Annotated in this window: 19 protein-coding genes and 1 pseudogene; 7 read left to right on the top strand and 13 right to left on the bottom strand. The window is 69.6% G+C overall.

Going from position 1 to position 25021, the window contains the following annotated elements:
* Nucleotides 1-185: 185 nt before the first annotated feature.
* The 6 genes from WME98_RS37640 to WME98_RS37615 all read right to left on the bottom strand — a co-directional run bounded on the left by WME98_RS37640 (nt 186) and on the right by WME98_RS37615 (nt 10138).
* Entirely contained in the window at nt 186-1394 is a 1209-nt protein-coding gene (locus WME98_RS37640; RefSeq protein ID WP_437946510.1) for a right-handed parallel beta-helix repeat-containing protein, read from the bottom strand.
* A gap of 342 nt (nt 1395-1736) precedes the next feature.
* Nucleotides 1737-4712 (bottom strand): glycoside hydrolase family 3 C-terminal domain-containing protein, encoded by a 2976-nt coding sequence (locus WME98_RS37635; RefSeq protein WP_437946509.1) that lies wholly within the window; start codon nt 4710-4712, stop codon nt 1737-1739.
* 32 nt (nt 4713-4744) lie between these two features.
* Entirely contained in the window at nt 4745-7063 is a 2319-nt protein-coding gene (gene yicI / locus WME98_RS37630; RefSeq protein ID WP_437946508.1) for an alpha-xylosidase, read from the bottom strand.
* On the bottom strand, nt 7060-7839 hold the full coding sequence (locus tag WME98_RS37625; RefSeq protein ID WP_437954065.1) for a carbohydrate ABC transporter permease: 780 nt from the start codon (nt 7837-7839) through the stop codon (nt 7060-7062). Before WME98_RS37625 ends, yicI begins: the two co-directional genes overlap by 4 nt.
* Nucleotides 7840-7943: 104 nt before the next feature.
* Nucleotides 7944-8840, bottom strand: coding sequence for a carbohydrate ABC transporter permease (locus tag WME98_RS37620; protein ID WP_437946506.1), 897 nt, complete (start codon nt 8838-8840; stop codon nt 7944-7946).
* Nucleotides 8841-8851: 11 nt separating this feature from the next.
* Nucleotides 8852-10138: an ABC transporter substrate-binding protein gene (locus tag WME98_RS37615; protein ID WP_437946505.1), complete on the bottom strand. Its 1287-nt coding sequence runs from the start codon at nt 10136-10138 to the stop codon at nt 8852-8854.
* A gap of 826 nt (nt 10139-10964) precedes the next feature.
* Here WME98_RS37615 and WME98_RS37610 point away from each other — a divergent pair.
* A complete protein-coding gene (locus WME98_RS37610) occupies nt 10965-11747 on the top strand; it encodes an SDR family oxidoreductase (RefSeq protein WP_061621278.1) in 783 nt (260 codons plus the stop codon).
* Between the two features lie 9 nt (nt 11748-11756).
* Here the strand turns inward: WME98_RS37610 and WME98_RS37605 are convergent, their stop codons facing one another.
* Nucleotides 11757-12026 (bottom strand): hypothetical protein, encoded by a 270-nt coding sequence (locus WME98_RS37605; RefSeq protein WP_437946504.1) that lies wholly within the window; start codon nt 12024-12026, stop codon nt 11757-11759.
* 229 nt (nt 12027-12255) lie between these two features.
* Between WME98_RS37605 and WME98_RS37600 the strand changes: the two genes are divergently transcribed.
* Nucleotides 12256-13728 carry a DUF4215 domain-containing protein gene (locus tag WME98_RS37600; protein ID WP_437946503.1) on the top strand — a complete coding sequence of 491 codons (1473 nt, stop codon included), beginning with the start codon at nt 12256-12258 and terminating at the stop codon, nt 13726-13728.
* Between the two features lie 106 nt (nt 13729-13834).
* On the opposite strand, the gene ribB is transcribed toward WME98_RS37600, so the two are convergent.
* Together ribB and WME98_RS37590 are read right to left on the bottom strand one after the other, a co-directional pair.
* Nucleotides 13835-14938, bottom strand: coding sequence for a 3,4-dihydroxy-2-butanone-4-phosphate synthase (gene ribB / locus WME98_RS37595; protein WP_437946502.1), 1104 nt, complete (start codon nt 14936-14938; stop codon nt 13835-13837).
* A gap of 419 nt (nt 14939-15357) precedes the next feature.
* Nucleotides 15358-15693: an aldo/keto reductase gene (locus tag WME98_RS37590; RefSeq protein ID WP_437946500.1), complete on the bottom strand. Its 336-nt coding sequence runs from the start codon at nt 15691-15693 to the stop codon at nt 15358-15360.
* A gap of 21 nt (nt 15694-15714) precedes the next feature.
* Here WME98_RS37590 and WME98_RS37585 point away from each other — a divergent pair, with 21 nt between their 5' ends.
* Nucleotides 15715-16521 carry a class I SAM-dependent methyltransferase gene (locus WME98_RS37585; protein ID WP_437337425.1) on the top strand — a complete coding sequence of 269 codons (807 nt, stop codon included), beginning with the start codon at nt 15715-15717 and terminating at the stop codon, nt 16519-16521.
* 94 nt (nt 16522-16615) lie between these two features.
* Here the strand turns inward: WME98_RS37585 and WME98_RS37580 are convergent, their stop codons facing one another.
* Complete coding sequence (locus tag WME98_RS37580) at nt 16616-17581, bottom strand: NADP-dependent oxidoreductase (protein WP_437946499.1); 966 nt, start codon at nt 17579-17581, stop codon at nt 16616-16618.
* Between the two features lie 252 nt (nt 17582-17833).
* Between WME98_RS37580 and WME98_RS37575 the strand changes: the two genes are divergently transcribed.
* Genes WME98_RS37575 through WME98_RS37565 form a run of 3 tightly spaced genes read left to right on the top strand, consistent with a single transcriptional unit; the run spans nt 17834 to nt 20858 of the window.
* On the top strand, nt 17834-18088 hold the full coding sequence (locus tag WME98_RS37575; protein WP_437946497.1) for a hypothetical protein: 255 nt from the start codon (nt 17834-17836) through the stop codon (nt 18086-18088).
* A gap of 22 nt (nt 18089-18110) precedes the next feature.
* Nucleotides 18111-19865: a hypothetical protein gene (locus WME98_RS37570; RefSeq protein WP_437946496.1), complete on the top strand. Its 1755-nt coding sequence runs from the start codon at nt 18111-18113 to the stop codon at nt 19863-19865.
* Nucleotides 19866-19883: 18 nt separating this feature from the next.
* A complete protein-coding gene (locus WME98_RS37565; protein ID WP_437946495.1) occupies nt 19884-20858 on the top strand; it encodes an alpha/beta hydrolase in 975 nt (324 codons plus the stop codon).
* Between the two features lie 238 nt (nt 20859-21096).
* On the opposite strand, the gene WME98_RS37560 is transcribed toward WME98_RS37565, so the two are convergent.
* Together WME98_RS37560 and WME98_RS37555 are read right to left on the bottom strand one after the other, a co-directional pair.
* Complete coding sequence (locus WME98_RS37560) at nt 21097-22083, bottom strand: Rpn family recombination-promoting nuclease/putative transposase (RefSeq protein WP_437946494.1); 987 nt, start codon at nt 22081-22083, stop codon at nt 21097-21099.
* Nucleotides 22080-23702 carry a hypothetical protein gene (locus WME98_RS37555; RefSeq protein ID WP_437946492.1) on the bottom strand — a complete coding sequence of 541 codons (1623 nt, stop codon included), beginning with the start codon at nt 23700-23702 and terminating at the stop codon, nt 22080-22082. Before WME98_RS37555 ends, WME98_RS37560 begins: the two co-directional genes overlap by 4 nt.
* 232 nt (nt 23703-23934) lie before the next feature.
* Here WME98_RS37555 and WME98_RS37550 point away from each other — a divergent pair.
* Nucleotides 23935-24600 (top strand): annotated as a pseudogene (locus tag WME98_RS37550) (hypothetical protein); the annotation flags it as partial.
* A 193-nt stretch (nt 24601-24793) separates the two neighbouring features.
* On the opposite strand, the gene WME98_RS37545 reads toward WME98_RS37550, so the two are convergent.
* Nucleotides 24794-24946, bottom strand: a complete 153-nt coding sequence (locus WME98_RS37545) for a hypothetical protein (protein WP_437954164.1) — start codon at nt 24944-24946, stop codon at nt 24794-24796.
* Nucleotides 24947-25021: the final 75 nt, after the last annotated feature.

The following is a 25021-nucleotide window of genomic DNA, read 5'->3' as shown; positions in this document are numbered from 1 at the left end:
ATGGTTCCGTCGCTCACGCCCGTCCGGACAACCATCCGTCGATGGGTCGACCGAAGCCGCCGGACCAGGCCTGTCCAGAGGGTCGCCTTTGGCGATCTCCCCCACCGAAAGTCTCACGGATCGGCGCTGCACCGCAAGTCCCAAATGGTGGGCGGGGCGTCCCCAGGGGCGAGGCCAGCAGCCTGCTAGTCGCAACCGGGCGGAGCGGACAGCCCGATCAGCGAGAAGAACGTGTCGAACGCGTTGTCCTCGAAGCAGTTGCCGTGCGTGTCCGGCAGGGTGAGCAGCGTCAGGTCGCTCGCGACGAAGAAGAAAGGGTTCTCGGCCGGCGATCCCGGGCTCAGGCCGTTGTCCGTCGCCGTGTTGCCTACCACGTGGTTGTCGCGGGCGTCCTGGTCCAGCAGGTAAGGAACGGTGACGGACGGATCCGTCTGGCAGTCGCGGCCCGGGGCGCCGCTGACCAGCACACAGTAGTCCGCGATGGCGATGCCCGTGAGATCGTTGCCGAAGACCTGGTTGCCCGAGATCTCCGACTCGTCCACGCCGACATAGAGGATGCCCGACCCGGGATGGACGGACGAGAGGATGCTCCCCGGCCGCGCCGTGTTCGGCCTGTTGTTGTCGTATACGTAGTTGCCGCGAGCGTTGACGCGCTTGGAGCCCGCTCGGACGTCGAAGATGCCCGGCAACAGCAGGACCGAGATCCCCACGGAGTTGTTCCTGGCCACGTTGTAGGTCAGGTCGACATCGTCGCTGTTGGACGTTTCGAAGCCGTTGGTGTTGTTCTCCACCAGGTTGTGCGTGACCAGGACGCGCTCGGAGGTCTCGATCCAGACGCCGCTGTCGTTGGCCCCCGTGGCCTTGCTCAGCGCGATCAGCCCGTTGCGCGATCGTGTGGGAAAGATCCCGTAATTCTTGTTGTTGTCCGAGTGGACGTCCACGATCCGGAAGCCGTCGACGCGCTCCGTGAACAGGCCGTTGTTGGAGAAGTCGCGGATGGTGATGCCGCGGATCTCGACGTCGTACAGGACCGGCTCGCCGTCGGTCATCACGCTGCCGATGCCGGGCTTGAGCGCGAACGGCGGCGCCATGCTCTCGTGGCAGCCCATGCAGTCGTTGCGCTCGCTGGGCACGACGACGATCCCGTTGCGCTGGCTGCCGGCGTTCTCGAGGACGACGCGCTCCGTCGGCCTGTTCAGCCCGATGAGCGAGATGCCGCTCTTGTTGATGATCAGGCCGTTGGTCGCGTCGGCGGTCTCCCGGTACACGCCTGGCAGGATGAGGATCCTGGCCCCGTCGTCCGCCTGGTCGATGGCGTCCTGGATCGACTGGCCTGGGCGGACGACGAGGGTCTGGCGCCCGTGCTGGCCGACCGGGAGCCGCCCCTCCTCCATCGCATCCCAACCATGGGCGTTCCACGAACCACCGTCGTGGTCATCCTCGTGACAGGACTGGCAGGCGGCATTTTCTTCCCAGGCGAGCATCGGCGCATGCTGCGAGGCCGGATCCGCCAGCAACTCGTCGGAGGCATGGGCCTGCGCAGGTACGAAGCCTGCGGCAGCTGCGCCCAAGGCGGCACAAAAGAGGGCGAGTACGTCGCGATCGCACTTCATGGAGCTCCTTCCTCTGGATGATGGAACAGCGGCCTACCTCCAGAGATACGCCGGAGCCAGGAGCGATCTGACAATGAAGAAGATGAGACGGTCGCGCCCGACGCTGCGCTGGGCGGACCGCCCTCAGTCGAGCGCGAACGTCGACAGGCGGGCGGCGCCACGGAACACGAGGTAGACGTCGCGTCGCCCGTAAGCGCCGTCGAGCTCGGCGGTCGCGGTGACGTAGGCGTACACGTCCCCCGTGCTCGGCACGACGGCGGTCCCGACCCGCTTGCCGCGGACCGGATCGTCGAGCCGGATCTCGACGAGCGCGTCGCCCGCCTCGGCGCGGGCGAACCCGCCGCTGAAGTGGCTGGCGCCGCTGCCCAGCTCCACATCGGAGAAGCGGATCCAGTCGCCCGCGGTGGCGCCCACGGCGTCGCCCCACTCCATGCTCTCGTCGACCAGCTCGACGCCGGCGTAGTCGTCGAAGTCGACCGCCCGCGTCTCGCGGGCGAGGTCGCGCGCCGGAATGCGCTCGCCGCGCACGCGCACGGTCGTGCGGTGGCGGATGTCCGCCGAGGAGGAGCCGACCATCAGCTCGACGCCGGCCGCCTCGAGGACCCAGCGGCCCCGGGTCACGTCCCAGTGGGCGAGGTCGGACGCCGCGAAATCGAGCTCGACCGTCCGCTTCTCGCCCGGCGCGAGGTGGATCCGCCGGAACGCCCGCAGCTGCTTGGCGGGCTGCGGATCGCGCGACGACGGCTGGCGGCTGTAGAGCTGGACGACCTCGTCGCCGGCCCGCAGGCTCCTGTTCGTGACGTCGACGCGCACCGAGATCGTGTCGCCGGCCTGCACCGACCGGGCGCTCAGCTGGAGGTTGTCGTACCCGAAGGTCGAGTACGACAGCCCGTACCCGAACGGATAGAGCGGATCGCCGTCGAAGTAGAGATACGTCCGCCGGGCCTTGATGATGTCGTACTCGAGGATGTCCGGCAGGTCGTCCGCCGAGCGATACCAGGTCTGGGTCAGCCGGCCGGCAGGGTTGTGGTCGCCGAAGAGGACGTCGGAGATGGCATGGCCGGTCTCCTGGCCCGCGTGGGTGGTCCACAGGATGGCCGGCACGTGCGACTTCTCCCACGGGATGGTCATCGGATAGCTGGTCTCCAGCACGACGATGGTGCGCGGATTGGCGGCGAGCACCGCCCGTACCAGGGCGGACTGCCCCTCGGCCAGCGCCATCGTCGTGCGGTCATGATCCTCCCGCCCGTTGATGAACGGCATGCTGCCGACGACGACCACGGCGGCATCGGCGCCTGTTGCCGCGCGCACGGCTTCGTCGACGCCGCTCCGGACCACGTCGACCTCGAAGCGCGCCGCGTCGGCCGCCTCGGTCGCGGTCAGGGCGAGCGCGCCGTCCTCGGCGATGGTCAGGTAGACCTCGGGGCCGGCCCAGTCGAACGCCTTCTCGTAGCCGGCGTAGCGGATGACGTGCGTACCGTCGCCCTGCGGCTCGAGGACGAACTGCTGCTGGACGAACCAGTCGTACGGCTGGGCGGCGCGGTTCGCGAAGTTGGCGCCGAAGTTGAAGCGGTCGACCACCTTGCCGTTGGCCGCGCTCCGCAGCGTGACGATGCCCTGACCCCAGTCGAACACGTCGAACTCCTCGGTCGGACCCGCGCTGGCCGCGCTGACGCGGAGGATGTCCCCGTCGTCGTCCGCGCCGGCGGTCACGTAACGGCCGCTCGCGACGTCGCGCAGCACGATCCGGTCCACGCCCTCGCTGGAGAGGACCGTGGCGCCGCCGAGCCGCTCGCGGATGCCGTCCAGGGGCGTGACCCGGTACGGGAGCGCCCCGGAGTACCAGTCCGTGTAGAGCGTGTCCGCGAGCGGCCCGACGACCGCGATCCGCCGCGTGGCCGACGGGTCCAGCGGCAGGAGGCGACGCTTGTTCTCGAGCAGGACCATGGCCTCGTCGGCGGCCCGGCGGGCCAGCTGGCGGTGCGCCGGGCTGTCGATGACGTCGGGCCCGATGCCGGCATAGGGGCCGCCCTCCGGATCGAAATCGCCGAGCCGGAGGCGGACGGAGAGGACGTGCTCGACGGAGGCGTCGATGTCCTCCTCGGCGAGGAGCCCTTGCGCGAGCGCCGAGCGGAGGATTGCGATGGTGGGCGCGCTGTCGTTGTTGTCGACGGTGAAGCTGTCCACGCCGGCCAGGAGCGTCGCCGCGAAGGCCTCCTCGCTCGTGGCGAAGTAGCGCTGCGAGCTGGTCAAGTTGGAGGGGGCCCAGGCGTCGGACACGTTGTAGAGCGTCTTCTGCGTCCAGCTCCGCACGACGTCGCCGACATCGGGGTTGACGGTGGCGGGCCTGCCGTTGACCAGGTTATACGAGGTCATGACGCCGGTCACGGCGTCGGCGGCGATGGGCATCTTGAAGGCCAGCTCGTCGTACTCGTGCTTCACGCGCGGGCGCAGGTTCGACGACGTGGTGTCACGACGGATCTCGTTGTTGTTGGCGAGGAAGTGCTTGATGACCGGCGCGGTCTTCAGGTAGAGCGGGTCGTCCCCCTCGAGGCCGCGTCCGTAGGCGGTGGCAATCGCGCCGGAGAGGAGCGGGTCCTCGGAATAGCCCTCCTCGTTGCGCCCCCAGCGCGGGTCGCGCAGGAGGTTGACCACGGGCGCCCATACCTGCAGACCCCAGACGCGCGGGGCGAGCGCGTGATAGCCGCGAACCTCGTCGCCGACAGCCTCGCCGACCCGCAGGATGAGATCCGGGTTCCAGGTCGTCGCCAAGCCGATCGCCTGCGGGAACACCGTGCCGGTCGCCGTCACGACGGCGCCGCCGTTGTCGCGATCGGTCGACCAGCCCACTCCATGCAATGCCTCGGTGCCGGCCTTGAAGTCCGGAATGCCGAGCCGCGGAATGGCAGGCTGGAACTGGTGCAAGAGCGAGAGCTTCTCGTCGAGCGTGAGCCGGCCGAGGAGGTCGTGGACGCGGACCTCGATCGGCAGACCGGGGTCCTGGAACGGCAGCGTGTCAGCCGCGCTCGAGGCCGAGGGGTGAAGCGCCAGCGCGAGCGCGAACGGAACGGAAGCAGCAATTAAGCGAAATCTCTTCATCGATCGTCTCCTTTGGGGCCGCGTGCCGTGGCTCAGCCCTTCTCTTCCAGCGTGATGACCAGCGGGCCGCCGGCCGCCCTGACCAGCGCTCCCCGCGGGTGCTCCGCGCTCTCCCCGCCTTCGACGCCCACGACGCGGCGGTTGACGACGAGAACGTTCCAGGCCCCCGGGGCGCCCGCGGCCTCCACCCGCACCACCGGGCCGCGCCGGGACGTGGTGAACGTCGTGACCGCGTCCCCGTCCGCGCCCGGGATCACCGTGGTGACGCGGGCGCCTTCCGCCGGCTCGTACACGCGCAGCGTCACGCCGTTCGCATGGTCGTAGTCGGGACGGTCCTCCACCGCGCCCTCGGGGATCACCGCGCCAGGACGGACGAGCAGCGGCACGCTGTCGAACCCGTGGCGCTCGCGCACCCAGCGGCCGCCCTCGACGCGCTCCCCCGTGAGGTAGTGCGTCCACGCGCCGCGCGGCACGTAATAGGAGACCTCCCCGTCGGCGGAGAAGACGGGCGCCACGAGCAGGTCGTCACCCAGCATGTACTGCCGCTCCAGGTGCGTGCAGGCCGGGTCGTCCGGGAACTCGACGACCATCGCGCGCATCATCGGCAAGCCCTCGCCGTACGCCTGCCGCGCGGCCCCGGCCAGGTAGGGCATCAGCCGCATCTTCAGCCGGGTGAAGCGCCGCAGCACCTCCACACACTCCTCGTCGAACAGCCATGGCACCCGGTAGGAGCCGCTTCCGTGCAGCCGGCTGTGCGACGACAAGAGCCCGAACGCGATCCATCGTTTGAACACCGCCGGGTCGGGGGTGCCCTCGAACCCGCCGATGTCGTGGCTCCAGAAGCCGAAGCCCGTCATGCCCAGCGACAGGCCGCCCCGCAGGCTCTCCCCCATCCCCTCGAACGTCGACTCGCAGTCTCCGCCCCAGTGCACCGGGAACTGCTGCCCGCCCGCCGTGGCCGAGCGGGCGAACACGACCGCCTCGCCCTCGCCGCGCCGCTTGCGCAAGAGCTCGAACACCGTCTGGTTGTAGAGGTGGGTATAGTAGTTGTGCGCGCGTTCGGGGTCGGACCCGTCGTGGTAGACGACGTCGGTGGGGATGCGCTCGCCGAAGTCGGTCTTGAAGCAGTCCACGCCCATGTCGAGCAACGCGTCGAGCTTGGCGGCGTACCACGCGCGGGCCTCGGGGTTGGTGAAGTCGACAATGGCCATGCCCGGCTGCCACAGGTCCCACTGCCACACGTCGCCGTTCGGGCGCCGCAGCAGGTAGCCGCGCGCCCTGCCCTCCTCGAACAGCGGCGAGCGCTGCCCGATGTAGGGGTTGATCCAGACACAGATGCGCAGGCCGCGCTCCCTGAGCCGGCGCAGCATCCCGGGCGGGTCGGGGAACACGCGCGGGTCCCACTCGAAATCGCACCACCGGAACTCGCGCATCCAGAAGCAGTCGAAATGGAACACGCTGAGCGGCAGGTCTCGATCGGCCATCCCGTCGATGAACGAGGTGACGGTCGCCTCGTCGTAATCGGTGGTGAACGAGGTGGACAGCCACAGCCCGTACGACCAGGCCGGCACCCGCGCGGGCCGCCCGGTGAGCGCGGTGTACTTGCGCAGGATCTCCCTCGGCGTCGGCCCGTAGATGAGGAAGTAGCGCATCGATTGGCCCTCGACGCTGAACTGCGTCCGCGACACCGCCTCGGAGGCCACCTCGAACGACACGCGCCCGGGATGGTCGACGAATACGCCGTAGCCAGCGTTGGTGAGGAAGAACGGCGCGTTCTTGTACGCGTGCTCGCTGGACGTGCCGCCGTCGTTGTTCCAGATGTCCACGACCTGGCCGTTCTTGACCAGCGGCCCGAACCGCTCGCCGAGGCCGTACACGAAGTGGTCCACGCCTAGGTGGAGTTGCTCGCGCACGTAGTGGCGGCCGTCGTCAGTGTCGATGATCGCCATCGCCTTCCGCGCGCTGCCGGTGAGGCGGCGGCCCCCGGCCAGGAAGTCCAGCCTCCACCCCTCGCCGCGCCCGACCCGCACCGACAGCGCGCCGGAGGTCAGCGTGGCCGCGTCCTCGTCCACCGTCACCTCCCCGGTCGGGTCGGTGGCCAGCTCGAACGCCGGGCCGCGGGGCCGCTCGCCCGCGAAGTGCGTGATGGTGACGCCGATGACGTCCGGCATCGGGGATGCGCAGGTGACGGTCACCACCGGCCCCTTGAGCAGGTCGCCGCGGTGCCGGATCCGCTGGACGGGCGCGTGCACGACGAACGACGCCGGCCCGGCGTCGACGTCGAGGACCTCCATCGGGTAGACCGCGTGCACACCCTTGCACATCTCCCAGTAACCGTCAGTGAACTTCATTCTTTGATCGCTCCTGCTGTGAGTCCGCGCGATAGCGTGCGCTGGAAGATGAGGTAGAAGACAACGGTCGGCAGCAGGCCGAGCAGCGCGGCGGCGCTGGACATGGTGGCGTCCATCAGCCGCTGTCCCTGCAGCACGCCGAGCGCGACCGAGACCGTCTGGTTGTCGTTGGAGATGAGGAAGATGAGGGGGATCAGGAACTCGTTCCAGGTCCAGATGAAGAAGAAGACGAGCATCACGGTCAGCGTGGGCCGCACGACCGGCACGACCACCCGCCACAGGATCTGCCACCGGCTTGCGCCGTCGATCCGCGCCGCATCCAGCAGCGGCCGGGGGAACGCCGCCATCACCGACGACAGCAGGTAAGTGCCGAACGCGCTCTGGATGACGGTGAACACGATGATGACGCTGACCCGGGTGTCGTAGAGCCCGAGCTGGTTGGCCAGGTAGTACAGCGGGTAGACCAGCGACTCCTGCGGCAGCGTGTTGGCCATCAGCAGCAGGACCAGCACCCACATCCGGCCCTTGATCCGGCCGATGCCCAGTGCGTAGGCGTTCAGCACCGAGAAAAGGACCGCCAGCACGGCCACCGAGCCGCTGATGAGCAGGCTGTTGAGCAGCACGTGGCCGAAGCCGACGCGCTCCCAGAAGTCCCTGATCCCCTCGAGATGGAATCCCTCCGGCGGGGCGAGCGGGCCGTTGGCGGTGTACTCCGCCGGCGTCTTCAGCGCGTTGAAGACCACCACGGCAAAGGGGATCAGCATGATCGCGGCCATCGCGGCCAGCGCCGCCAGCACCGCGTAGGCCGACGGACCCCGGCGGCGCCGCCGCGGCCGGCTCCGCGCGGGTGCGCTCACCGGGCTTTTGGCCAGCGTCGTGGTCACCGCTCCTCCCCCAGCTCACGGCCCTGCAGCCGCAGAAAGACGATGGTGAGCGCGATGACGATCAGCGTCAGCACGGTGGCGATCGCCGAGCCGTAGCCGACGTCGGTCTTCTCGAAGAAATGGACGTAGGAGTAGTAGGACGGCACGTTGGTCGCGCCTCCCGGGCCGCCCCTGGTGAGCACGAAGATGTGCGGGAATGCCTTGAGCGCGGCGATCGTCGTCCACAGCAGCACCACGAAGATCTCGGGCCTGATCTGCGGGATCGTGATGTACCAGAAGCGCTGCGCCCACGAGGCCCCGTCGATCTCGGCCGCCTCGTAGAGCGAGGGGTCCACGCGCTGCAGCCCGGACATGAAGATCACGAGGGGGAATCCGATCTGGATCCAGACCATGACCCCCATGACGCTCCACAGCGCGGTGGCGGGATCGCCGAGCCAGTCGTGCGCGAGCGAGCCGAGCCCGATCGCGTGCAGCAGGACGTTCACCGCGCCGTTCTCGGGGGCGAGCAGCCAGCTCCACACGATGCCCGCGATGACGATCGGCAGGACCTGCGGCAGGTAGATGCAGGCGCGCAGGGCGCTGGCGGTGCGCGGGCCGAAGTGCCGGTCGATCAGGTCGGTCAGGACGGAGGCCAGCACGAGCCCGATCATCGTCGGGAGGATCGCCATCCCGACGATGACCAGCGCGTTGTGCCGGAACGACGCCCAGAACTCGCCGTCCGTCGCCAGCTCCCGGTAGTTGTCCAGCCCCACCCACGTCGGGGTGCCGACGCCGGCCCACTCGGTGAAGCTGGTCCCGATGTTCATCAGGAACGGCACCCCGATGACCCCGGCGAACAGCAGCAGCCCGGGGATCAGGTAGGGCAGGTAGGCGAGCCGGTCACGCCCTGTCAAGCTGCCTGTTGTCACTTGGGCAGGCCGCTGTCGTAGGTCTTCTGGAGGCCGCTGAGCACCGACTGCGGCGGATCGCCGTTCATGAGCTTCTGGGTCTGCGAGACCCACTGATCGTAAAAGCCCGGGGCCGGCCAGTCCGGGTAGTACGCCAGGCCGTTCGACTGGGCGAGGGTGTTGAAGCCGTCGATGAGCTTCTTGGCCCTGGGCTCGGTGATGGCCGAGCTGTCGGCCGCCACCGGGACGCCGCCCGCGTTGCCGAGAATGTTCTGGATCTTCTTCTGCAGCGTGATGTCGATGAAGTCGTAGGCGAGCTGCTTGTTCTTCGATCCCTTCGGGACGACCCACAGGTTGCCGCCCGAGCCGAGGGTCATCTTCGCGCCGGGCCACACGAAGGTGTCCCAGTCGAACTTGGCCTCCTTGGCCACGCGCCCGAACCACCAGTTCCCGGAGAACATCATCGGGAACTTGCCGCTCATGAACGCCACGCCGGCGTCCTCGCCCTTGGTGCTGACCGAGTTCTTGGCGATATAGCCCTTCGTCACCCAGTCGGCGAACGTGGTCGCCGCGTACGTCCATGCCGGGTCGGTGAAATCGGTCTTGCCGGTGTAGCGCTGGAACGCGTTCACCCACGGCTCGTCGGCCTTGTCCAGCGCGAGCTGGTAGACGTACTGCTGCGCCATGTACTCGGCGCCGCCGTTGGCCAGCGGCGTGACGCCCTTGGCGACGAACGCGTCCATCACCTTGGTGAACTCGTCGAACGTGGTCGGGACCTTGACGTCGTACTTCTTGAACAGGTCCTTGTTGTAGTAGACCTGCGTGTACTCGGCGTAGGTGGGCACGCCGTACCACTTGTCGCCGCCCATGATGCCCTTGTCGTCGTACTTGGCGACGACCTGCACGCTCGGGCTGATCAGCTTGTCCCAGCCGCGCTTCTTGACCTCGGGGGTGATCTCCTCGAGCAGGCCCTGCCTGGAGAGCAGCCCGGCGGTCGCGTTGCCCTTGTTGTACTCCATGACGTCGGGGGCGCTGTTGGAGTTCACGATCATGGGCGCGGTCTTCTGGATCTGCTCGAAGCCCTTCAACTCGAGCTTGACCTTCACGCCCGGATGGGTGGCCTCGAACTCCTTGATGGCCTCGTTCCAGGCCACGCCCATGCCGCTCTCGGGAGCCTCGTAGTGCCAGACCCGCAGCTCCTTGCCGCCGGAGTCGCCGCCGTCGCTGCGGCCGCACGCGACCAGCGTCAGGGACCCTGCGGCGAGCACGGCGAGCAGCGCTGCGCCCGTGACTCTCTTGATCATAAATTTCCTCCGGGGTGAGAAACGGGCATCGGCCCTCCTTTTCGAAGCGCTCCGAGCGCAGGGATGATAGATCGCATGTGAACGTTAACACAACAGGCAAACCAGACAAACGCTCGTCGCATGTTCACCCGGGAGAATGTGGGTGGCCGTCGCCACCAGGCGCACCGGGAGGCAGCACCCATGAAGATCGTGGGGAGAGTGAAGCCGCCAAGGCACCGAGAGAACACAGGGATATCGCTTCTCGCGGCGTCCTCGGCGCCTCGGCGGTTTGTCGTTCTCTCGTCCTCGTCCGAGCACCGATTGGCCGCCTGTAGCTCTCCCATCCGAGCGCCGCACCAGGGTGGCGCCGGTAGGACGCCGCGCGGTCCGGTGGATCCAGGAGAGCGATGCGACGCAAGCCATCGATCGTGCTCTCCTCGGCGGCGCTCCTCCTCGCGACCGCCGGGGCCGGCGGCGCCCTCGCCAGCCCGCGCCCGGCCGCGAGCGGGCCGGGCGCGGGCTGGCGAGGGCGCGGTCGTCCATGGACGGCCGGCGCCGCGTCGCCGTCGAGCGGCTCGGGCCGGCACAGCGCTGGGCGCGTCGGGCGGCGCGCTCTCGCCGGTGCGGCTCCACTCCCCCGGCGGCCGCACGGTCCAGGCGAGCGTGGGGTCCGGCGGCGGCAGCGACAGCACCGTCTTGGCCTTGGCCGGCGCTGTCGGGGATGGCGGCCGAGATGGCACAGGACCGGAGCAGGCGAGGACCAGCGCTACAATGGTTCACGCGGCGATGAAATTGAATTACATCTTTGGATACCGCAGCAAAACTCATAACCTCACAACAGAATAATATGGATCTGGGATTAGAGAACAAAGTCGTCATGGTCACCGGGGGCGCCAGAGGTATCGGAGAAGGTATCGTACGAGCACTCGCAGAGGAGAAAGCCATCCCGGTAATCATTGGACGCGATGAGAGCGACAATTCAAAGGTATGCCGATCGATCGTTTCGCAAGGATCCAGGTGCGGATACGTGACCGCCGAGCTCACGTCAAATGACGGATGCAGACGGGCCACCGAAGAGACAATTTCAAAATTCGAGAGGATCGACGCGCTCATCAACAACGCAGGCGTAAATGACGGCGTGGGCCTGGCCTCGGGGAGCTATGAAAAATTCATCGACTCGCTTCACAGAAACCTGATTCATTATTATTTGATGGCGCACTATTCGTTGCCGGAATTGATTCGCAACAAGGGTTCGATTGTCAACATCGGATCGAAGACAGCCGAGACAGGGCAGGGCAATACGTCGGCATATGCGGCCTCCAACGGAGGGCGGAACGCGCTCACGCGCGAATGGGCGGTGGAGCTTCTGCCCTACGAGGTTCGGGTAAACTCTGTAATCGTCGCAGAATGTTATACCCCGTCATATGACACCTGGATCAAGACCTTTCCTGACCCGGAAGAAAAATTGAAGTTAATAAACGAAAGAATTCCATTGGGGAAACGGATGACCACAAAGGAGGAGATCGCCGCGATGGCGGTTTTTTTGCTCTCACAAAAATCCTCGCACATCACCGGGCAGCTCATTCATGTGGATGGAGGATATGTGCACCTCGATCGGGCACTGCTTTAATTTGATGCGTCAAGCTCCTCGACGCGGGCGCGCGAACGGTGGTCGGCTCCACCGGGGGCTCTGCGCCACGACCGTCGACGGCAAGCTCTTGAGAAGGGCTAGCTCCGCGTCGCCCAGCGATGAGGCAGCCCCGGGACCGGAGCCGTCCGGGGCCAGGTTGAACGCCGTGCCGACCTTGCCGCCGGAGTCGCCGCCGTCGCTGCGACCGCACGCGACCAGCGTCAGGGACCCTGCGGCGAGCACGGCGAGCAGCGCTGCGCCCTTGAGTCTTCCGATCATAAATTTCCTCCGGGACGAGAAACGGACATCGGCCCTCCTCGTCGAAGCGCTTCGAGTTGCCAGGATCTTTACCCCCATGTTAACGTTAACACAACCGGTTAAGTCAATGAAATTCGCCGACCACGCGTTCATCGAGGCGGAGCGGTTGCGCCGAAGATGTCATCACGCTGCGCCGTGGAGTCAGGCTCACCCGCGTTATGACGGCTCTCTCTTGCGTTGGAGCAGATGGATGAACGTACGACTCGTTGCAGGTATTTTCGTGCTGGCGTTGTCGGCAGCCGCGGGATGCGGAGACGATGACGGCGAGGGCGGCAATGGCGGCTCCGGCGGCGCTGGCGGTGCCGGCGGCGTCGACGCCACGAGCACCGGAACTGGCACCGCCGGCGGCGGCGGCGAGCCCACCGGCACTGGCGGCAGCGGCGGCGAGCCCACCGGCACCGGCGGCAGCGGCGGCGAGCCCACCGGCACCGGCGGCAGCGGCGGCGAGCCCACCGGCACCGGCGGCAGCGGCGGCGAGCCCACCGGCACCGGCGGCAGCGGCGGCGAGCCCACCGGCACCGGCGGCAGCGGCGGCGAGCCCACCGGCACCGGCGGCAGCGGCGGCGAGCCCACCGGCACAGGCGGCAGCGGCGGCGAGCCCACCGGCACCGGCGGCAGCGGCGGCGAGCCCACCGGCACCGGCGGCAGCGGCGGCGCCGAGCCCACAGGCACAGGCGGCAGCGGCGGCGCCGAGCCCACCGGCGAGACGGACTGCACGAACTACGAGGACGACGACGGGGACGGGTCCTACGACTGCGCGGACACCGACTGCGCCGCGACCTGCGCCCCGATCGCCGAGACCGCCTGCGCGAGCGCGACACCCATCGTCTCGACGACGATCCACGGCGACACGTCGGAGGGCACGAGCGGCCTGGAAGGGACCTGCTTCCTCGGCAACACGGGCCACGGACCGGAAGAGATCCACCTGTTCACGCCGCCCACCGGGCAGTCGGGCACGCTCGTGATCGAGCTCGAGTCGCCGACCGATCACAGCGTCTACGCCCGCAGCGCGTGCGCGGACATGTTCTCCGAGATCGACTGCTCCGACGAGAGCTCCCCCTACGACGGTCTGCCCGACCAGGAGCGGCTCGAGATCTACGTGAGAGACGGCCAGGCCGTGCCGATCGTCGTCGACGCCTATGAGCCGCGGGAGGCCGGTCCCTACACGCTGAACGTCAGGTTCACGCCGATCGTCTGCGGCGACGGGACCGTCGACGCGATCGAGGAGTGCGACGACGGCAACACCACGAGCGGCGATGGATGCTCCTCCACGTGCGTCTACGAGCTCGACGTGCTGTGCGAGGACGCCGCCGAGCTCGCCATCGGCGAGAACACGGGCAGCACGACGGCCGGCGCGTCGGTGTTCGAAGGCAGCTGCATCGGATGGGACCTGCCGGAGGCGATCCACAGGTTCACGCCGCCGAGCGACGGCACGCTCACGCTGACGCTGTCCGCCGAGGCCGACCTGGGCTTCTACGTGCGCGAGGGCTGCGCGGACTTCGGCTCCGAGCTCGGGTGCGCCGACGACGGAGGCCGCGGCGATGACGAGACGCTCGCGATCGACGTCGCCGGCGGCGAGCCCCTGTTCGTCATCGTCGACACCTACCTGCCGATCGGCGGAGGCGCCTACACGCTCACCGTCGACTTCACCCCCGCGCCCTGAGCGCCCGCGCGCCGTCCGGCGCGCCCGGGTGCCCTCTCCTCGGGACGGCCGAGGCACGCCGCGCGCGCGCTCGCCGTCCCGCGCGCGCCCGGGCAGCGCTGGCCTCTCAGGGCTGCAGGACGGGGACGCCGGAGAGCCCGTCGGCCGCGCGCCCGCGCCGCGGGAGCGACGCGCCGTGCGCATCGACCGGCGCCGGCGGATCGCCGGTCTCGAGGTCGATCTCGCGCCTCGCCGCGGCGGGCCGGAGCGCCCTCGAGTCGAGCAGCGTCACGCGGCGGTATCCGAGCTCCACGAGCTCGCGGGCGGCGACGGCGAGGTCGAGGCCCGCCGTGTGCTCGGCGCCCGGGTCGGCCGAGGGCGGGCTGTAGATCACCGCGCCCGCGCCGGCGGCCTCGATCTCCCGCAGGGCGCCGAACAGGTCGGCGTCGCCGAGGAGGTCCGACACGAGCGCCGCGCGGTGGGTGAACACCACGGCGCGGTCGCCGGAGAGCGCGGGCGCGCCGTGCGTCAGCAGGAGCAGCTGCCGATCGCGACGCAGCTGGTAGGTGTGCGCCCGCCACTCGCCGCTCAGGCCCGCGGGCCGGAACGGGGTGGTGCCGACGCGCGCGGCGACGTCCTCGCGCTGCACCCGGTGGCGGATGACGTCCCCGATGGAGACGATCGGCAGCCCGTGCCGCGCCCCGAAGCGCGCGAGGTCCCGCCGGCGCGCCATCGTCCCGTCGTCGTTCATGATCTCGCAGATGACGGCCGCCGGGTTCGCGCCGGCGAGCCGCGCCAGGTCGACCGCGCCCTCGGTGTGCCCCTCGCGCTCGATCACCCCGTCGCGGCGCGCGCGGAGCGGGAAGACGTGCCCCGGCGACACGAGGTCGCGCGGCGACGCGTCCCGGGCGATGGCGGCCGCGACGGTGCGCGCCCGGTCGCGGGCGCTGATGCCGGTCGTGACGCCCTCGCGCGCCTCGATGCTCACCGTGAACGCCGTCGAGCGGCGGGCGCCGGCCCGGGTCGCCATGAGCGGCAGCGCGAGGCGGTCCACCTGCGCCTCCGTGAGCGCCAGGCAGATGAGCCCCCGGCCGTGGGTCGCCATGAAGTTGATGGCCGCCGGCGTCGCGTGCTCCGCCAGGACGACGAGATCGCCCTCGTCCTCGCGCTCCTCGTCGTCGACGAGGATCACCATGCCGCCGGACCGGAGCTGCTCGACGGAAGCCTGCACACGCACCGCTGATGACGAAACTGCCATGGGCGGCCCGGCACGCACGAGGCATGCCACAGGCGCGACCGCGCTCCTCACCCGCCTCACCGGCGGTGGTCGGATCGGAAGCCGAAGGTGGGAGGCGGCCCAGTCGCATCCGCGAGGAGTCCGGCCACGGATCCGGAGAGAGAGTTCAACGCAAAGGCGCAAAGGGCGCAAAGGCGCAAAAAGAAATTATATATTTTTGCGTCTTTGCGCCCTTTGCGCCTTTGCGTTCAAATCTCTCCTCGCTCGCGAGGCCAATCCCTGGCGGGACTTCTGCCCCGCGGAACTGGCAAGCCGAGGTGCTGCTGGAGCAGCACCCGATGCGCATCGGGTGCTGCTCCAGCAGCGGCTCGCCCCGGGGGGCGCGCGAGGCGCCGGCGGGGCGGCCGGTGCGGTCACGCGCCCGGCGAGGCGGCAGGCGGCGGCGCCAGGCGATCGATCTCGTGCAGGTCGGCGTCGGTCGGCCGGAAGCCCACGGCGGCGGCGTTCGCGCGCACCTGCTCCGGCGACGTCGCGCCGGCGATCACGGAGGCCACCGCGGGCCGGCTGGCGAGCCACGAGAACGCCAGCTCCAGCAGGGTGCGGCCCCGGGACGCCGCGTAGGCGCCGAGCGCCGCGGCGATCTGCCGGTTGCGGTCGGTGAGGAAGCGCGCGGTCAGCGGCGCGTCCGGCGCCGAGAGGCGGGCCCGGCGGGCGCCGCGCCGTCGGCCGCGTGGTCGGCAGCCCGGCACGCCTTCTGCCTGGGCGCCGGCATGACCACCACCATCCGTCTCACGCTCGACACCCCGGAGCTCGCTCAGGCCTACGAGACCGGCAGCCACCGGCAGTTCAACCACGGCAAGCTCCTCATCGCGGCGCTGGGCGTGCGGCGGGGCCAGCGCGTGCTCGACGTCGGCGCGGGGACGGGCCGCCTGGCCGCATACGTCGCGGAGATCGTCGGCGCGGAGGGCAGCGTGGTGGCGATCGATCCCCTGCCCCTGCGCGTGGACATCGCCCGGCAGAAGACGCGCGACAACCTCGCGACCGCGGTCGGGCGCGCCGAGGACCTCTCCGCCTTCGCCACGCACAGCTTCGACGTGGTGTACCTGAACAGCGTCCTTCACTGGCTGGATCAAGGCCAGAAGGAGCGCGCGCTCCGCGAGGCGGCGCGCGTGCTCAAGCCGGGCGGCAAGATCGGGTTCAGCACCGGATCGCGGGAGAAGCCGCACCAGCTCGACCCGATCCAGCGCAAGGTGCTGGCGGACCTCGGGAAAGAGGCGCAGGGGACGATCCCGCACAAGCTGACGGTCGACGAGGTCCGGGAGCTGCTCCAGCGCACCGGGTTCATCGTGGACACGGTGGAGATCCGCACGTTCGTCGACCACGCCGCCGACATCGACGAGATCTTGCGGCAGAGCGGGTCGGGCTCGTTCGGCAACCACCTCTCCCACCTGAGCTTCGACGAGAAGCGCGAGGTGCGCGACCGGCTCGCGAAGGAGCTCGAGGCGTGGCGCACGCCGCAGGGGATTCGGCTCGAGCGGAACCTCATCTTCGCGATCGCCCACACGGCGGGCAACTAGCGCCGCCGGAGCCTCGCCGCTCTCCAGCGCCCGCAGGCTCCGCTCGGGAGACTGGCCTCGTCGGACGCGCCCGGAGGGCCGCTTCTCTCGGACCTCAGCGAGCAGGCGCCATGGCCAGGACGATCTTGCCACGCGGGCGGGGGCGGGTGCCGTCGAGCATCTCGTGCGCGCCGCGGACCTCGGCGAGCGGCAGCACGGCGCCGATGTCGACCGAGAGCTCGCCCGCGTCGAGCAGGGCGGCGATGCGGTCGAGGTGGGCCGTCGTGACGTCGACGAGGAAGAAGCTTGCCCGCACGCCGCGACGGGCGGCCTCTTCCTGATCAGGGGTCGACACCGCCGAGACCAGGGTGCCACGTGGCTTGAGCACGGCGAAGGACCGCGCCTGGGTGTCGCCGCCGACGAGGTCGATGACGGCATCGACGTCCCTGGCGGCGTCCTCGAAGCGCTCGCTCCGGTAGTCCACGACGACGTCCGCGCCGAGGCTGCGGACGAAGTCGCGATCCTTGGCCGAGGCCGTCGCGATCACACGGGCGCGGGCTCGGCGCGCGAGCTGCACCGCGTACGCGCCGACGCTGCCGGCCGCGCCGTGCACCAGCACGGTCTGTCCGGCGTCGAGCTGGGCGTGCTCGAACAGCGCCTGCCACGCCGTGACGGCGATGACCGGCACCGAGGCGGCCTGCACGTCGTCGAGCCGGCGCGGCTTGCGCGTCACCCTGCGCGCCTCCGCCACGGCATGGCCCGCGTGTGCGCCGGTGAAGCGCCTGTTGGTGACGCCAAAGACCGCTGCGCCCGGCGCGAGGCCGGTCACCTCGGGGCCGACCGCGGCCACCGTACCAGCGAGGTCCGAGCCGAGCGTCAGCGGCAACGGCTGGGGCAGCACGCTCTTGCCGGCACGAATCCAGGCGTCCCACGGCCCGACCCCGGCCGCCGCGACGCGGACCAGCACCTCGCCCGGGCCGGGCAGCAGGACCGGCACCTCTTCGAGGGTGATGACTTCGGGGCCGCCGAACCGGCGGACTCGGGCGGCGTCGGTCGAGCTGGGGAGCATCGCCGTGAACATGGGGTGGACCTCGTGCGCGTCGAGGGAGCGCTCCGGCGGAAGGAGTCGTGAGGGCGGCCGTGAACGGGCGCCCTCGCACGTCCGCCACGAACGCGGCCAGCGGTCAGAGGTCCCCCTCCTTCACGTCGAGGTCGAAGCGCCACGGTGACCGACCTGGACCCATCGGCATTTCGATTCTGGTGCCTCCCGCGGGTCCAGATCGGCGCTATCTCCACGGCACCGCAAGCCGATCGCTGCGCGGAAGGAGAAACCATGAACGAGAATCTTCACTCGGCGCCTCTCGACGAGACGCCAAGAGCACGGACGAGCATCCTCCGCGCCTTGCCCATCGTACTGGCGCTGCTCTGCGGCGCTTGCAGCAAGGAGCTGGGCGATGGGCCCTGGGCGGGCGCGGCGGGCGGTCCGACCCACCCGACCGGCTCGACGCGCGCCGGCGCGGCCCTCCAATTTCCTTCCGCGGAGCCGCTGGTGGCGCACCGGGTTCAGCAGCCCTCGCGCTCGCGCTAGCGAGATCAGACGCGCAGCTCCGATGAACACCCCCCTCCAGGAACGCGCCAGTGCAGCCGGGCCCGCCCCGGATCGCCATCCTTTCATCGCCTGGTGCCTCGCGGTCCTCGCCGGCGCCGCGGCGCTCTTCTCCCTGATCCATCGGTACGCCGCCGACTACCCCCTCGCCCTCGACATCGCGAAGGGCGCGATCGCGTCCTCCGCCGTGCTGGCCCTCCTCTACGAGGCGCGCCGCCGACGGCAGCGCCGGCCGATCGCCGAGCGGTGGAAGAAGCGCGCCGCCTTCGCGTTTTCGGCCGTAGCGGTCGTCGCCTACTTCGACGGGTTTCGCTTCGCCTACCCCTCCTTCTACCACCGATGGGAGCACTATCATTACTACCTCGGGGCCAAGTACTTCCCCGAGATGGCCTACGACGACCTCTACAAGTGCACGGTCATCGCGCAGGACGAGCTCGGGGTCGTCACGTATACGGACGAGCGCACCGGTCAGCCCGTCACGCTCGACATGAGCGCGGAGGCGCGCGAGCCGGACAAGAAGATCCGGAACCTCGGCGTGGACAACCTCTTGATCCCCGTGGGCGGGCTCCTGGAACACCCCGAGGCCTGCAAGGCGCGCTTCTCTCTCGAGCGCTGGGAGGCCTTCAAGGCGGACGTGCGGTTCTTCCGGACCGCCTCGGAGAAGGGCTACTGGGAGGACATGGCGAAGGACCACGGCTACAACCCGCCGCCGGTCTGGACGATCATGGGTCGCATCCTGGCCGAGCTTCATCCGGCCACGACAGGCTACCTCCAGCTCCTCGCCAGCTTCGACATCGCGTATCTGGTCGGGGTGTTCGCCGCTCTCACTTGGGCCTTCGGGTGGCGCGTCTGCGCGGTGGCGGTGATCTTCTGGGGGTGCCAGTCGCCGGCGCCGTTCTTCTGGACGGGCGGCGGCTTCCTCCGGAATGACTGGCTCTTCTTCCTCGTCCTCTCGGCCTGCCTGGTGCGCAAGAGGTACTTCAAGCTCGCCGGCGCGAGCATGGTCTACGCGGGCCTGCTCCGCGTCTTCCCGGGCATCGCCGTCATCGGGTGGCTCGCCGTCGCGGGGAGCTACCTCCTCCGGCACAAGCGCATGGCTCCGTCCCACGTGCAGGTGCTGATCGGCGGCGTCCTGGCCGCGGCCGTGCTGATCCCCGTGAGCGTCGCGGTCGCTGGCAAGGATTCGTATCAGCAGTTTTACGAGCACACGCTCAAGGTGCACGACCAGACCCCGGTGACGAACCACATGGGCCTGCGGGTCCTCGTGGCCCACAGGTTCGGAACAGGGGTCGAGTCCGGCAGGATGAAGTACACGAAAGACGTTACGCTCGCCGACCCCTTCGAGGTGTGGAAGCGAATGCGCAGCGAGCGTCATGCGAAGCACCGAAGCGTCGCCTACTGCATCATCGCCGCGAGCTTCGCGTCCTTCGCCTACGCTGCTCGGCGGGTACGCTCGCTCTGGGTGGGGGAGTGCCTGGCGCAGATTTTCATCATCCTGCTGTCGCAGATCACCTGCTATTACTATGTGTTCATGATCTTGAGCGCCCCGCTCACCCGAGTGAGGCGGCGCCTCGAGATTCCCCTCCTCGGCCTGGCGGCGCTCAGCCAAGGCATCTGGAGGTGGAGCTCCTGGAACGACGACAGGTACACGGTGCTCACCGTGGCGATGCTCGCGTTCTGCTGTTTCCTGCTGTACACGTTCGCGAAGAAGGCGCCGCGGGGGGCGCGCGTGCCGCTTCCCGCGCGCCTGAAGATGTAGTACTCAGAAGCCATGGACATGGCACATCTCGCATCCGTCCTCTTGCCGGTGTGCACGAGCTTCCGGTACGCGGTCGCGCTCGCTCCTGGAGCGCCGGCGGACTACGAGGTCGCCGCCGAGCTCTGCGTGCCGCAGGACAGCCCGCGGGACACGGTGTTGCTCACCGTGCACGGCACCACGTACACGAGCGTGTACTGGGATTTCCCGTACCAGCCGGAGCGCTACTCGTTCGTGCGCTACGCCAACGCGGCGGGCTACGCCACGCTGAACTTCGACCGCATCGGCACCGGAGACAGCGACCGACCGCCCTCCCTTCTGGTCACACCGACCGCGCAGGCCTACGTCCATCATCAGCTCGCGGAGGCGCTCCGGAGCGGCGAGCTCGGGCGCGCATGGAGCCGGGTGGTGCTCGTCGGCCACTCGCTGGGATCGATCATTTCGGTCCAGCAGGCCGCGACGTACCACGACGTGGACGGCGTGGTCGTCACGGGGTTCTTGCACACCTACGGCCCGGGCTTGCCGCAGCTGCTCCTGAACGTTCATCCGGCCACGCTCGACCCGAGCTTCGCGGGCGCCGGCCTCGACCTCGGCTATTTGACGACCCGGCCGGGCACCCGCGGCTCGCTCTTTTATCACCTCCCGAACGCGGATCCGGCGGTGATCGCCCTGGACGAAGCGACCAAGGGGCTCGGCACGTCCGGCGAGCTCGCCGAGTTCGCGCTGGTCAACACCGCGCTCACGAGCCTCCAGGTCGACGCGCCGGTGCTCACCGTCGTGGGGCGGCACGACACGGTATTCTGCGGGATCGCGCCCTGCGGCACCCTGTTCAGCGGGACCACGCTGGAGCCGGCCGCCTACGCGCCGGCCGCGGAGCTCGAGATCGTCGTCGTGCCCAACGCGGGGCACGATCTGAACCTCCAGATCAACGCGCCCACCGCGTACGCGGCGATCCGCGGATGGCTGGACGAGCGCTTCCCGCCGCTCGGGGACTAGGGTTCGCGCCCTCTCTACCGCCGCGCCCGTCACCTCCCGCCTCCTCCGCGACCGTGAAGCAGCTGGCCGAGGCGCGGAGGATTGCTCGCAGATCGAGCACGCCCAGAGCCGCATGGGGCCAGGCTATCACCACCGCGTCAGCGCGCGCGTGCTACCCCGTGGACGGACGGCGGTCAGCCGATGCGGCGGGTGCAGCGCCGTGCCTGGCGCCCGCGGCACCACGCGCGAACGAGCCGCATCAGCGCTCGTTGAGGACGTCGTCGAGCGTGGGCGCGGTGAGCACGCGATCGGTCCAGCCCTCGATCTGCCCGGCATCCGCGGCACGGATGCGCGCCTCGATCGGCTCCGGCAGCTCGCCGAAGCGCAGCCCGAGCAGCCTCAGCAACGTGCTCCGCTGCCCTTCGAGGCGGCCTTCCCGCTCGCCCGCCAGGCGCCCCTGCTCGTGAAGGTAGTCTGCGACGGTCACCATCTCCTCCTTGAACTCCGGTCCCGCCGCCGCGAGCAGCCTCGGCAGCAGCTTCTCGGGCTCGGACGGGTTGACGACGATGAAAATATAGTGCCACACGCGCCTGAGCGCAGCTACTCCGTCGGGCGCTTGGTGCACTTCCCGGAGCACCTCCCGCCATGCCGACACACGCTCCTCCAGGTCGCGAGGATCGCGCGCGAGCCGGAAGCACCACAGCACCAGCCGGCCCAGCGCCGTCATTGCCCGCGCTCGCAGCGCGTCGTCCTCCTCCTTACTGATGTCGTCCAGCACGAACCGGAACTGCGGCACATGCTCGGCCATCAGCGCCAGCGTTCCCGGCGGCACGTCCAGCAGCTCCTGAAACGAAACCGCCGCACTCCAGCAGGTCTCGTCGTGGTGCAGCACCACAGGCAGGATCGCCGGGAGGCGCGTCGCCTCCGGATGGCGCTCCAGGTGACGCTGCCAGATCCGCACCATGTACGCGAGCAGCCGAAACGCCATCAGCGGGTGCGTCGTGCTCTGGTGCTCGAACAGCACGTAGAGGAACAGCGACGTTTGCTCCAGCCTGGCGGTGAAGAGCAGATCGCTGTGGCTCGCCGCGAGCGCCTCGTCGATGAAGCTGCCGGGCTGCAGCTCCAGCGATCCGAAGTCGATGCGGGCGGCCAACGCCGCCGGCAGCGCCTGTTGTAGCGCCCCGGCCGCGTGCGCCGGCTGGCTGAACGTCGACTTGAACAGGGCGTCATGAGGGGTAGGCGTCATCGAGTCTCGCTCCCCCTGCCGGCGCGAACCCTGGCGGCGAGCTCGCCGAGCTCACGCATCGCCCGCTCGTCACGGCCGATGCCGATCGCGTAGGCCCGGAGCTCCGCGTTCTCGAGGAAGGCTCGGCAGACCTGCGATGCGTGCAGCTCGCTGGTGCGCAGGCTGACGAGCGCGATCCGCCACGCAATGGCCCCCGCCTCGCTCTCCGCGAGGATCCCCTCCCACGCGTCCTCGGTGAGCACCGGGGGTTGCTCGGCCAGCATCCGTACGAGCAAACGCTTCCCCTGCGCCGCATCGTCGAGGACCTCCGCCATCTTCGGATTCCCGCCACGGAGGCGCACGAGCTCCGTCATCACGCGCCACGCCATCGCCTGCACCCAGGTCTGCTGTCTCGGGCCCATCGCGTCCGCGGAGCGGAGCACCGCGAGCGCGTCCGTGTCGTCGCGGGCAGCGTCGCCCGTCTCCGCAAGGAGGGTCTCCAGGAAGTGCGCGTTCTCGCGGAGCTGCGCCTCGATGTTCGCGCTCCTCTCGCGCAGCTGCTCCGCGAGCGCGGGACCTCCATCGTCGAAGACCGCGGAGAGGTCGGCGGCGAGCGCGGCTGGCTCGATGTGAATACGGAGGCGCCGTCCCATCGCGATCAGGTCGAGGAAGAAAGACGCCAACAGCGACGCGACGGTGTGCGTCGCCTCGGGCGGCTTGCACAAAGCGGCGAGCAGCTCGCGCGCAGGAGGCGGCACCGCGACCCACGTCCACGCGAGGGTCTCGACGAAATCCTCCGGGGAGAAGCGCGGGCCCTCCGGCGCGAGGCATGCGAGCCGGCACGCGTCGCGCAGGCCGCGCCCGGCGTTGAGCCAGGCGAGCACCAGGCGCGTGGCGTCGAGCGCGGTCGGCGACTTCGACTCGGCGAGCGCGCGCCGCCATTCGCGCGCGCCGTCCTCGCCCGGAAACGCGCCCAGCATGGCGTCGAGCTTCTCGTCCACCTCGCCGAGGAACACCCGCAGAAACGCGCCGGCCAACGCGTCGGCTTCGTAGCGAGCGCGCAAGCGCTCGATCAACCGCGGGCCGTCGACGCGCACGGGCAGCGGCAGCTCACGGCCGAGGATCGGCGCCGAGAGCCGCCTGGCCTCCTCCGCGTCCTCGCGATCGATGTTGCCCCACACCATCGCGTGCCGCGGAAAACGCTCTTCCACGAGCATCGCCGCCGCGAGCAAGGCGAAATGATACGGGCAGCCCTGCGTCTTGCCGCCGAACACGCGCACGGGGCCGCCGGTGCCGACGCGGTCCGGCATGGCGGCGGTGACGACGATGTCATCGTCGGGGCATGCATCCCGGCGCGCCGCGTACACGCCGAGATCGCGGAAGAACGACTGGCACTCGGCCGTTCGCAGGCTGTCGCGGTCGCCGGCCACGGACCAGTGCGCATGCTTGGGTTCGTCGACATCGCCACGGAGTGAGCGCGTGTATATCGGCACGCGCACGCCGTCGATCGTGCGCCAACCCCGGCCCAGGAGGCGCGGCCGCCACGCCGAAAGGAGCGCGAGCGTCTCCTCGTAGACGGCTGCCCACTCGGCCTCGTCGATGCCTCGCGGATCGATGTCGAGAATCACGTGCACGCCCATGGATCGATCCTCCTGATCGGCCGGCGCGGCCGGCCGCCGTGATGGCGCAGAGCCTCCGCGGCGCGAGAAGACAAGCTGGGGCCTGGCCCAACCGAGCACGGGCTCGGCGGCGCATCGTCTTCGAGGCCCATTCGCTAGCAAGCCACAGACAGGTTGGCCATGAAAAAGATGTCGAGTTCAAGCTGCATTTCATGTGACGAGATCGGCGGATGCCGCGCAATTACGGCGAGGCATGCATTCTCATTTCTCAATCGTGCTTCACAGGCGCGCCTGTGCTGCTGGACAACCTGTTCGGATCGCCTCGCGGCCGATTCCCCCGGGTCGACATGGCCCACCTCGGGCCAACGCTGCTGCCTGGCGAGCCGACGGGAGAAGCGCGCGACCTCGCTCGCTCCCCGCGGCGCTGCGCGCCGGCGACGGGGCTCTGCCCATCAATTACGGGGACTCGACCGGTATGATTTGGGATTGCGCTGAACAGGCGCTTTCCTCGCCGCGCCTGGGAAAGGTCCCCCCTGCATCGCGCCGGGGCTGGCCCCCCGAACCGCTCCGGTCCAGGTCTAGGCACGCGCGCCTCACCTGCCGTACCCTCTCGTCGGTGCAGGCGGTCCACATCTCCCGCCTCTCGGAGCTCATGGCGCTCCTCGAGTGCGCGCCTCATGCGCGGTTCTGCTGCCGGGGCCACGCGAGCGCCGCGTGGAGCCTGGTGCCGACGCTCTACCGCGACGTGGGGCGCACCTCGCCTCCGCTCAGCCCGTCGACGGCGCGTGGCTCGGCGCGCTCGAGCGCGACGTCGCGCACCGCTTCCGCCTGGCGGCGCGCGGCGAGCCGGACATGCTCGCCGACGAGTGGCGCGCCCTGTGCCTCGCTCAGCCCCACGGCGTCCCCACCCTTGCTCGACCTGACCTGCAATCCCCTCGTGGCGACGTTCTTCGCGCTCTCGGACCGCTCGCCCGACGACGCGGTGAGCCTCGGCGCCCAGGCCCGCCGCGAACACCTGCGCCTTGCCGTCGTGGCCGAGCCACATCGTCCGGCCGCGCTTGCCCCGAAAGCTGCTCGCCACGAAGAGCCGAGCGGCCCCGACGCGACCGCGTTCACCTCGCCCCCGAGCGGCAACAGCAGCGGCTACCGATCCACCGCACGAGGCGCAGCCCCGAGGGCGCGCCCGTGGGGGCGTCGGTGAGCGCCGGCCGGTCACGGGCGAGGTCGCGGAGGTCGGGATCGCCGCTCCGAAGGACGAGCGTCATGACGGGCGATGCTACGCGGAAGGGACCGCGAACGGGAGCCCGACGGGTCCAGGACGCGCCGTCCGAAGCAGCCTC

Source organism: Sorangium sp. So ce296, from assembly GCF_051529605.1.
GTDB classification, from domain to species: Bacteria; Myxococcota_A; Polyangia; order Polyangiales; family Polyangiaceae; genus Sorangium; species Sorangium cellulosum_D.
This window is presented reverse-complemented; position numbering and strand designations above follow the sequence as displayed.

Bases quoted from the DNA above. Each gene is read 5' to 3' on its own strand.
- WME98_RS37560 (WP_437946494.1), bottom strand. From the start codon at position 22,083: ATGACGCCTACCCCTCATGACGCCCTGTTCAAGTCGACGTTCAGCCAG.
- WME98_RS37635 (WP_437946509.1), bottom strand. From the start codon at position 4,712: ATGAAGAGATTTCGCTTAATTGCTGCTTCCGTTCCGTTCGCGCTCGCG.
- WME98_RS37570 (WP_437946496.1), top strand. From the start codon at position 18,111: ATGAACACCCCCCTCCAGGAACGCGCCAGTGCAGCCGGGCCCGCCCCG.
- WME98_RS37545 (WP_437954164.1), bottom strand. From the start codon at position 24,946: ATGACGCTCGTCCTTCGGAGCGGCGATCCCGACCTCCGCGACCTCGCC.
- WME98_RS37575 (WP_437946497.1), top strand. From the start codon at position 17,834: ATGAACGAGAATCTTCACTCGGCGCCTCTCGACGAGACGCCAAGAGCA.
- WME98_RS37640 (WP_437946510.1), bottom strand. From the start codon at position 1,394: ATGGAGGAGGGGCGGCTCCCGGTCGGCCAGCACGGGCGCCAGACCCTC.
- WME98_RS37585 (WP_437337425.1), top strand. From the start codon at position 15,715: ATGACCACCACCATCCGTCTCACGCTCGACACCCCGGAGCTCGCTCAG.
- WME98_RS37625 (WP_437954065.1), bottom strand. From the start codon at position 7,839: ATGGCCGCGATCATGCTGATCCCCTTTGCCGTGGTGGTCTTCAACGCG.
- WME98_RS37555 (WP_437946492.1), bottom strand. From the start codon at position 23,702: ATGGGCGTGCACGTGATTCTCGACATCGATCCGCGAGGCATCGACGAG.
- WME98_RS37565 (WP_437946495.1), top strand. From the start codon at position 19,884: ATGGCACATCTCGCATCCGTCCTCTTGCCGGTGTGCACGAGCTTCCGG.
- WME98_RS37600 (WP_437946503.1), top strand. From the start codon at position 12,256: ATGAACGTACGACTCGTTGCAGGTATTTTCGTGCTGGCGTTGTCGGCA.
- WME98_RS37605 (WP_437946504.1), bottom strand. From the start codon at position 12,026: ATGATCGGAAGACTCAAGGGCGCAGCGCTGCTCGCCGTGCTCGCCGCA.
- WME98_RS37580 (WP_437946499.1), bottom strand. From the start codon at position 17,581: ATGTTCACGGCGATGCTCCCCAGCTCGACCGACGCCGCCCGAGTCCGC.
- WME98_RS37615 (WP_437946505.1), bottom strand. From the start codon at position 10,138: ATGATCAAGAGAGTCACGGGCGCAGCGCTGCTCGCCGTGCTCGCCGCA.
- WME98_RS37610 (WP_061621278.1), top strand. From the start codon at position 10,965: ATGGATCTGGGATTAGAGAACAAAGTCGTCATGGTCACCGGGGGCGCC.
- yicI (WP_437946508.1), bottom strand. From the start codon at position 7,063: ATGAAGTTCACTGACGGTTACTGGGAGATGTGCAAGGGTGTGCACGCG.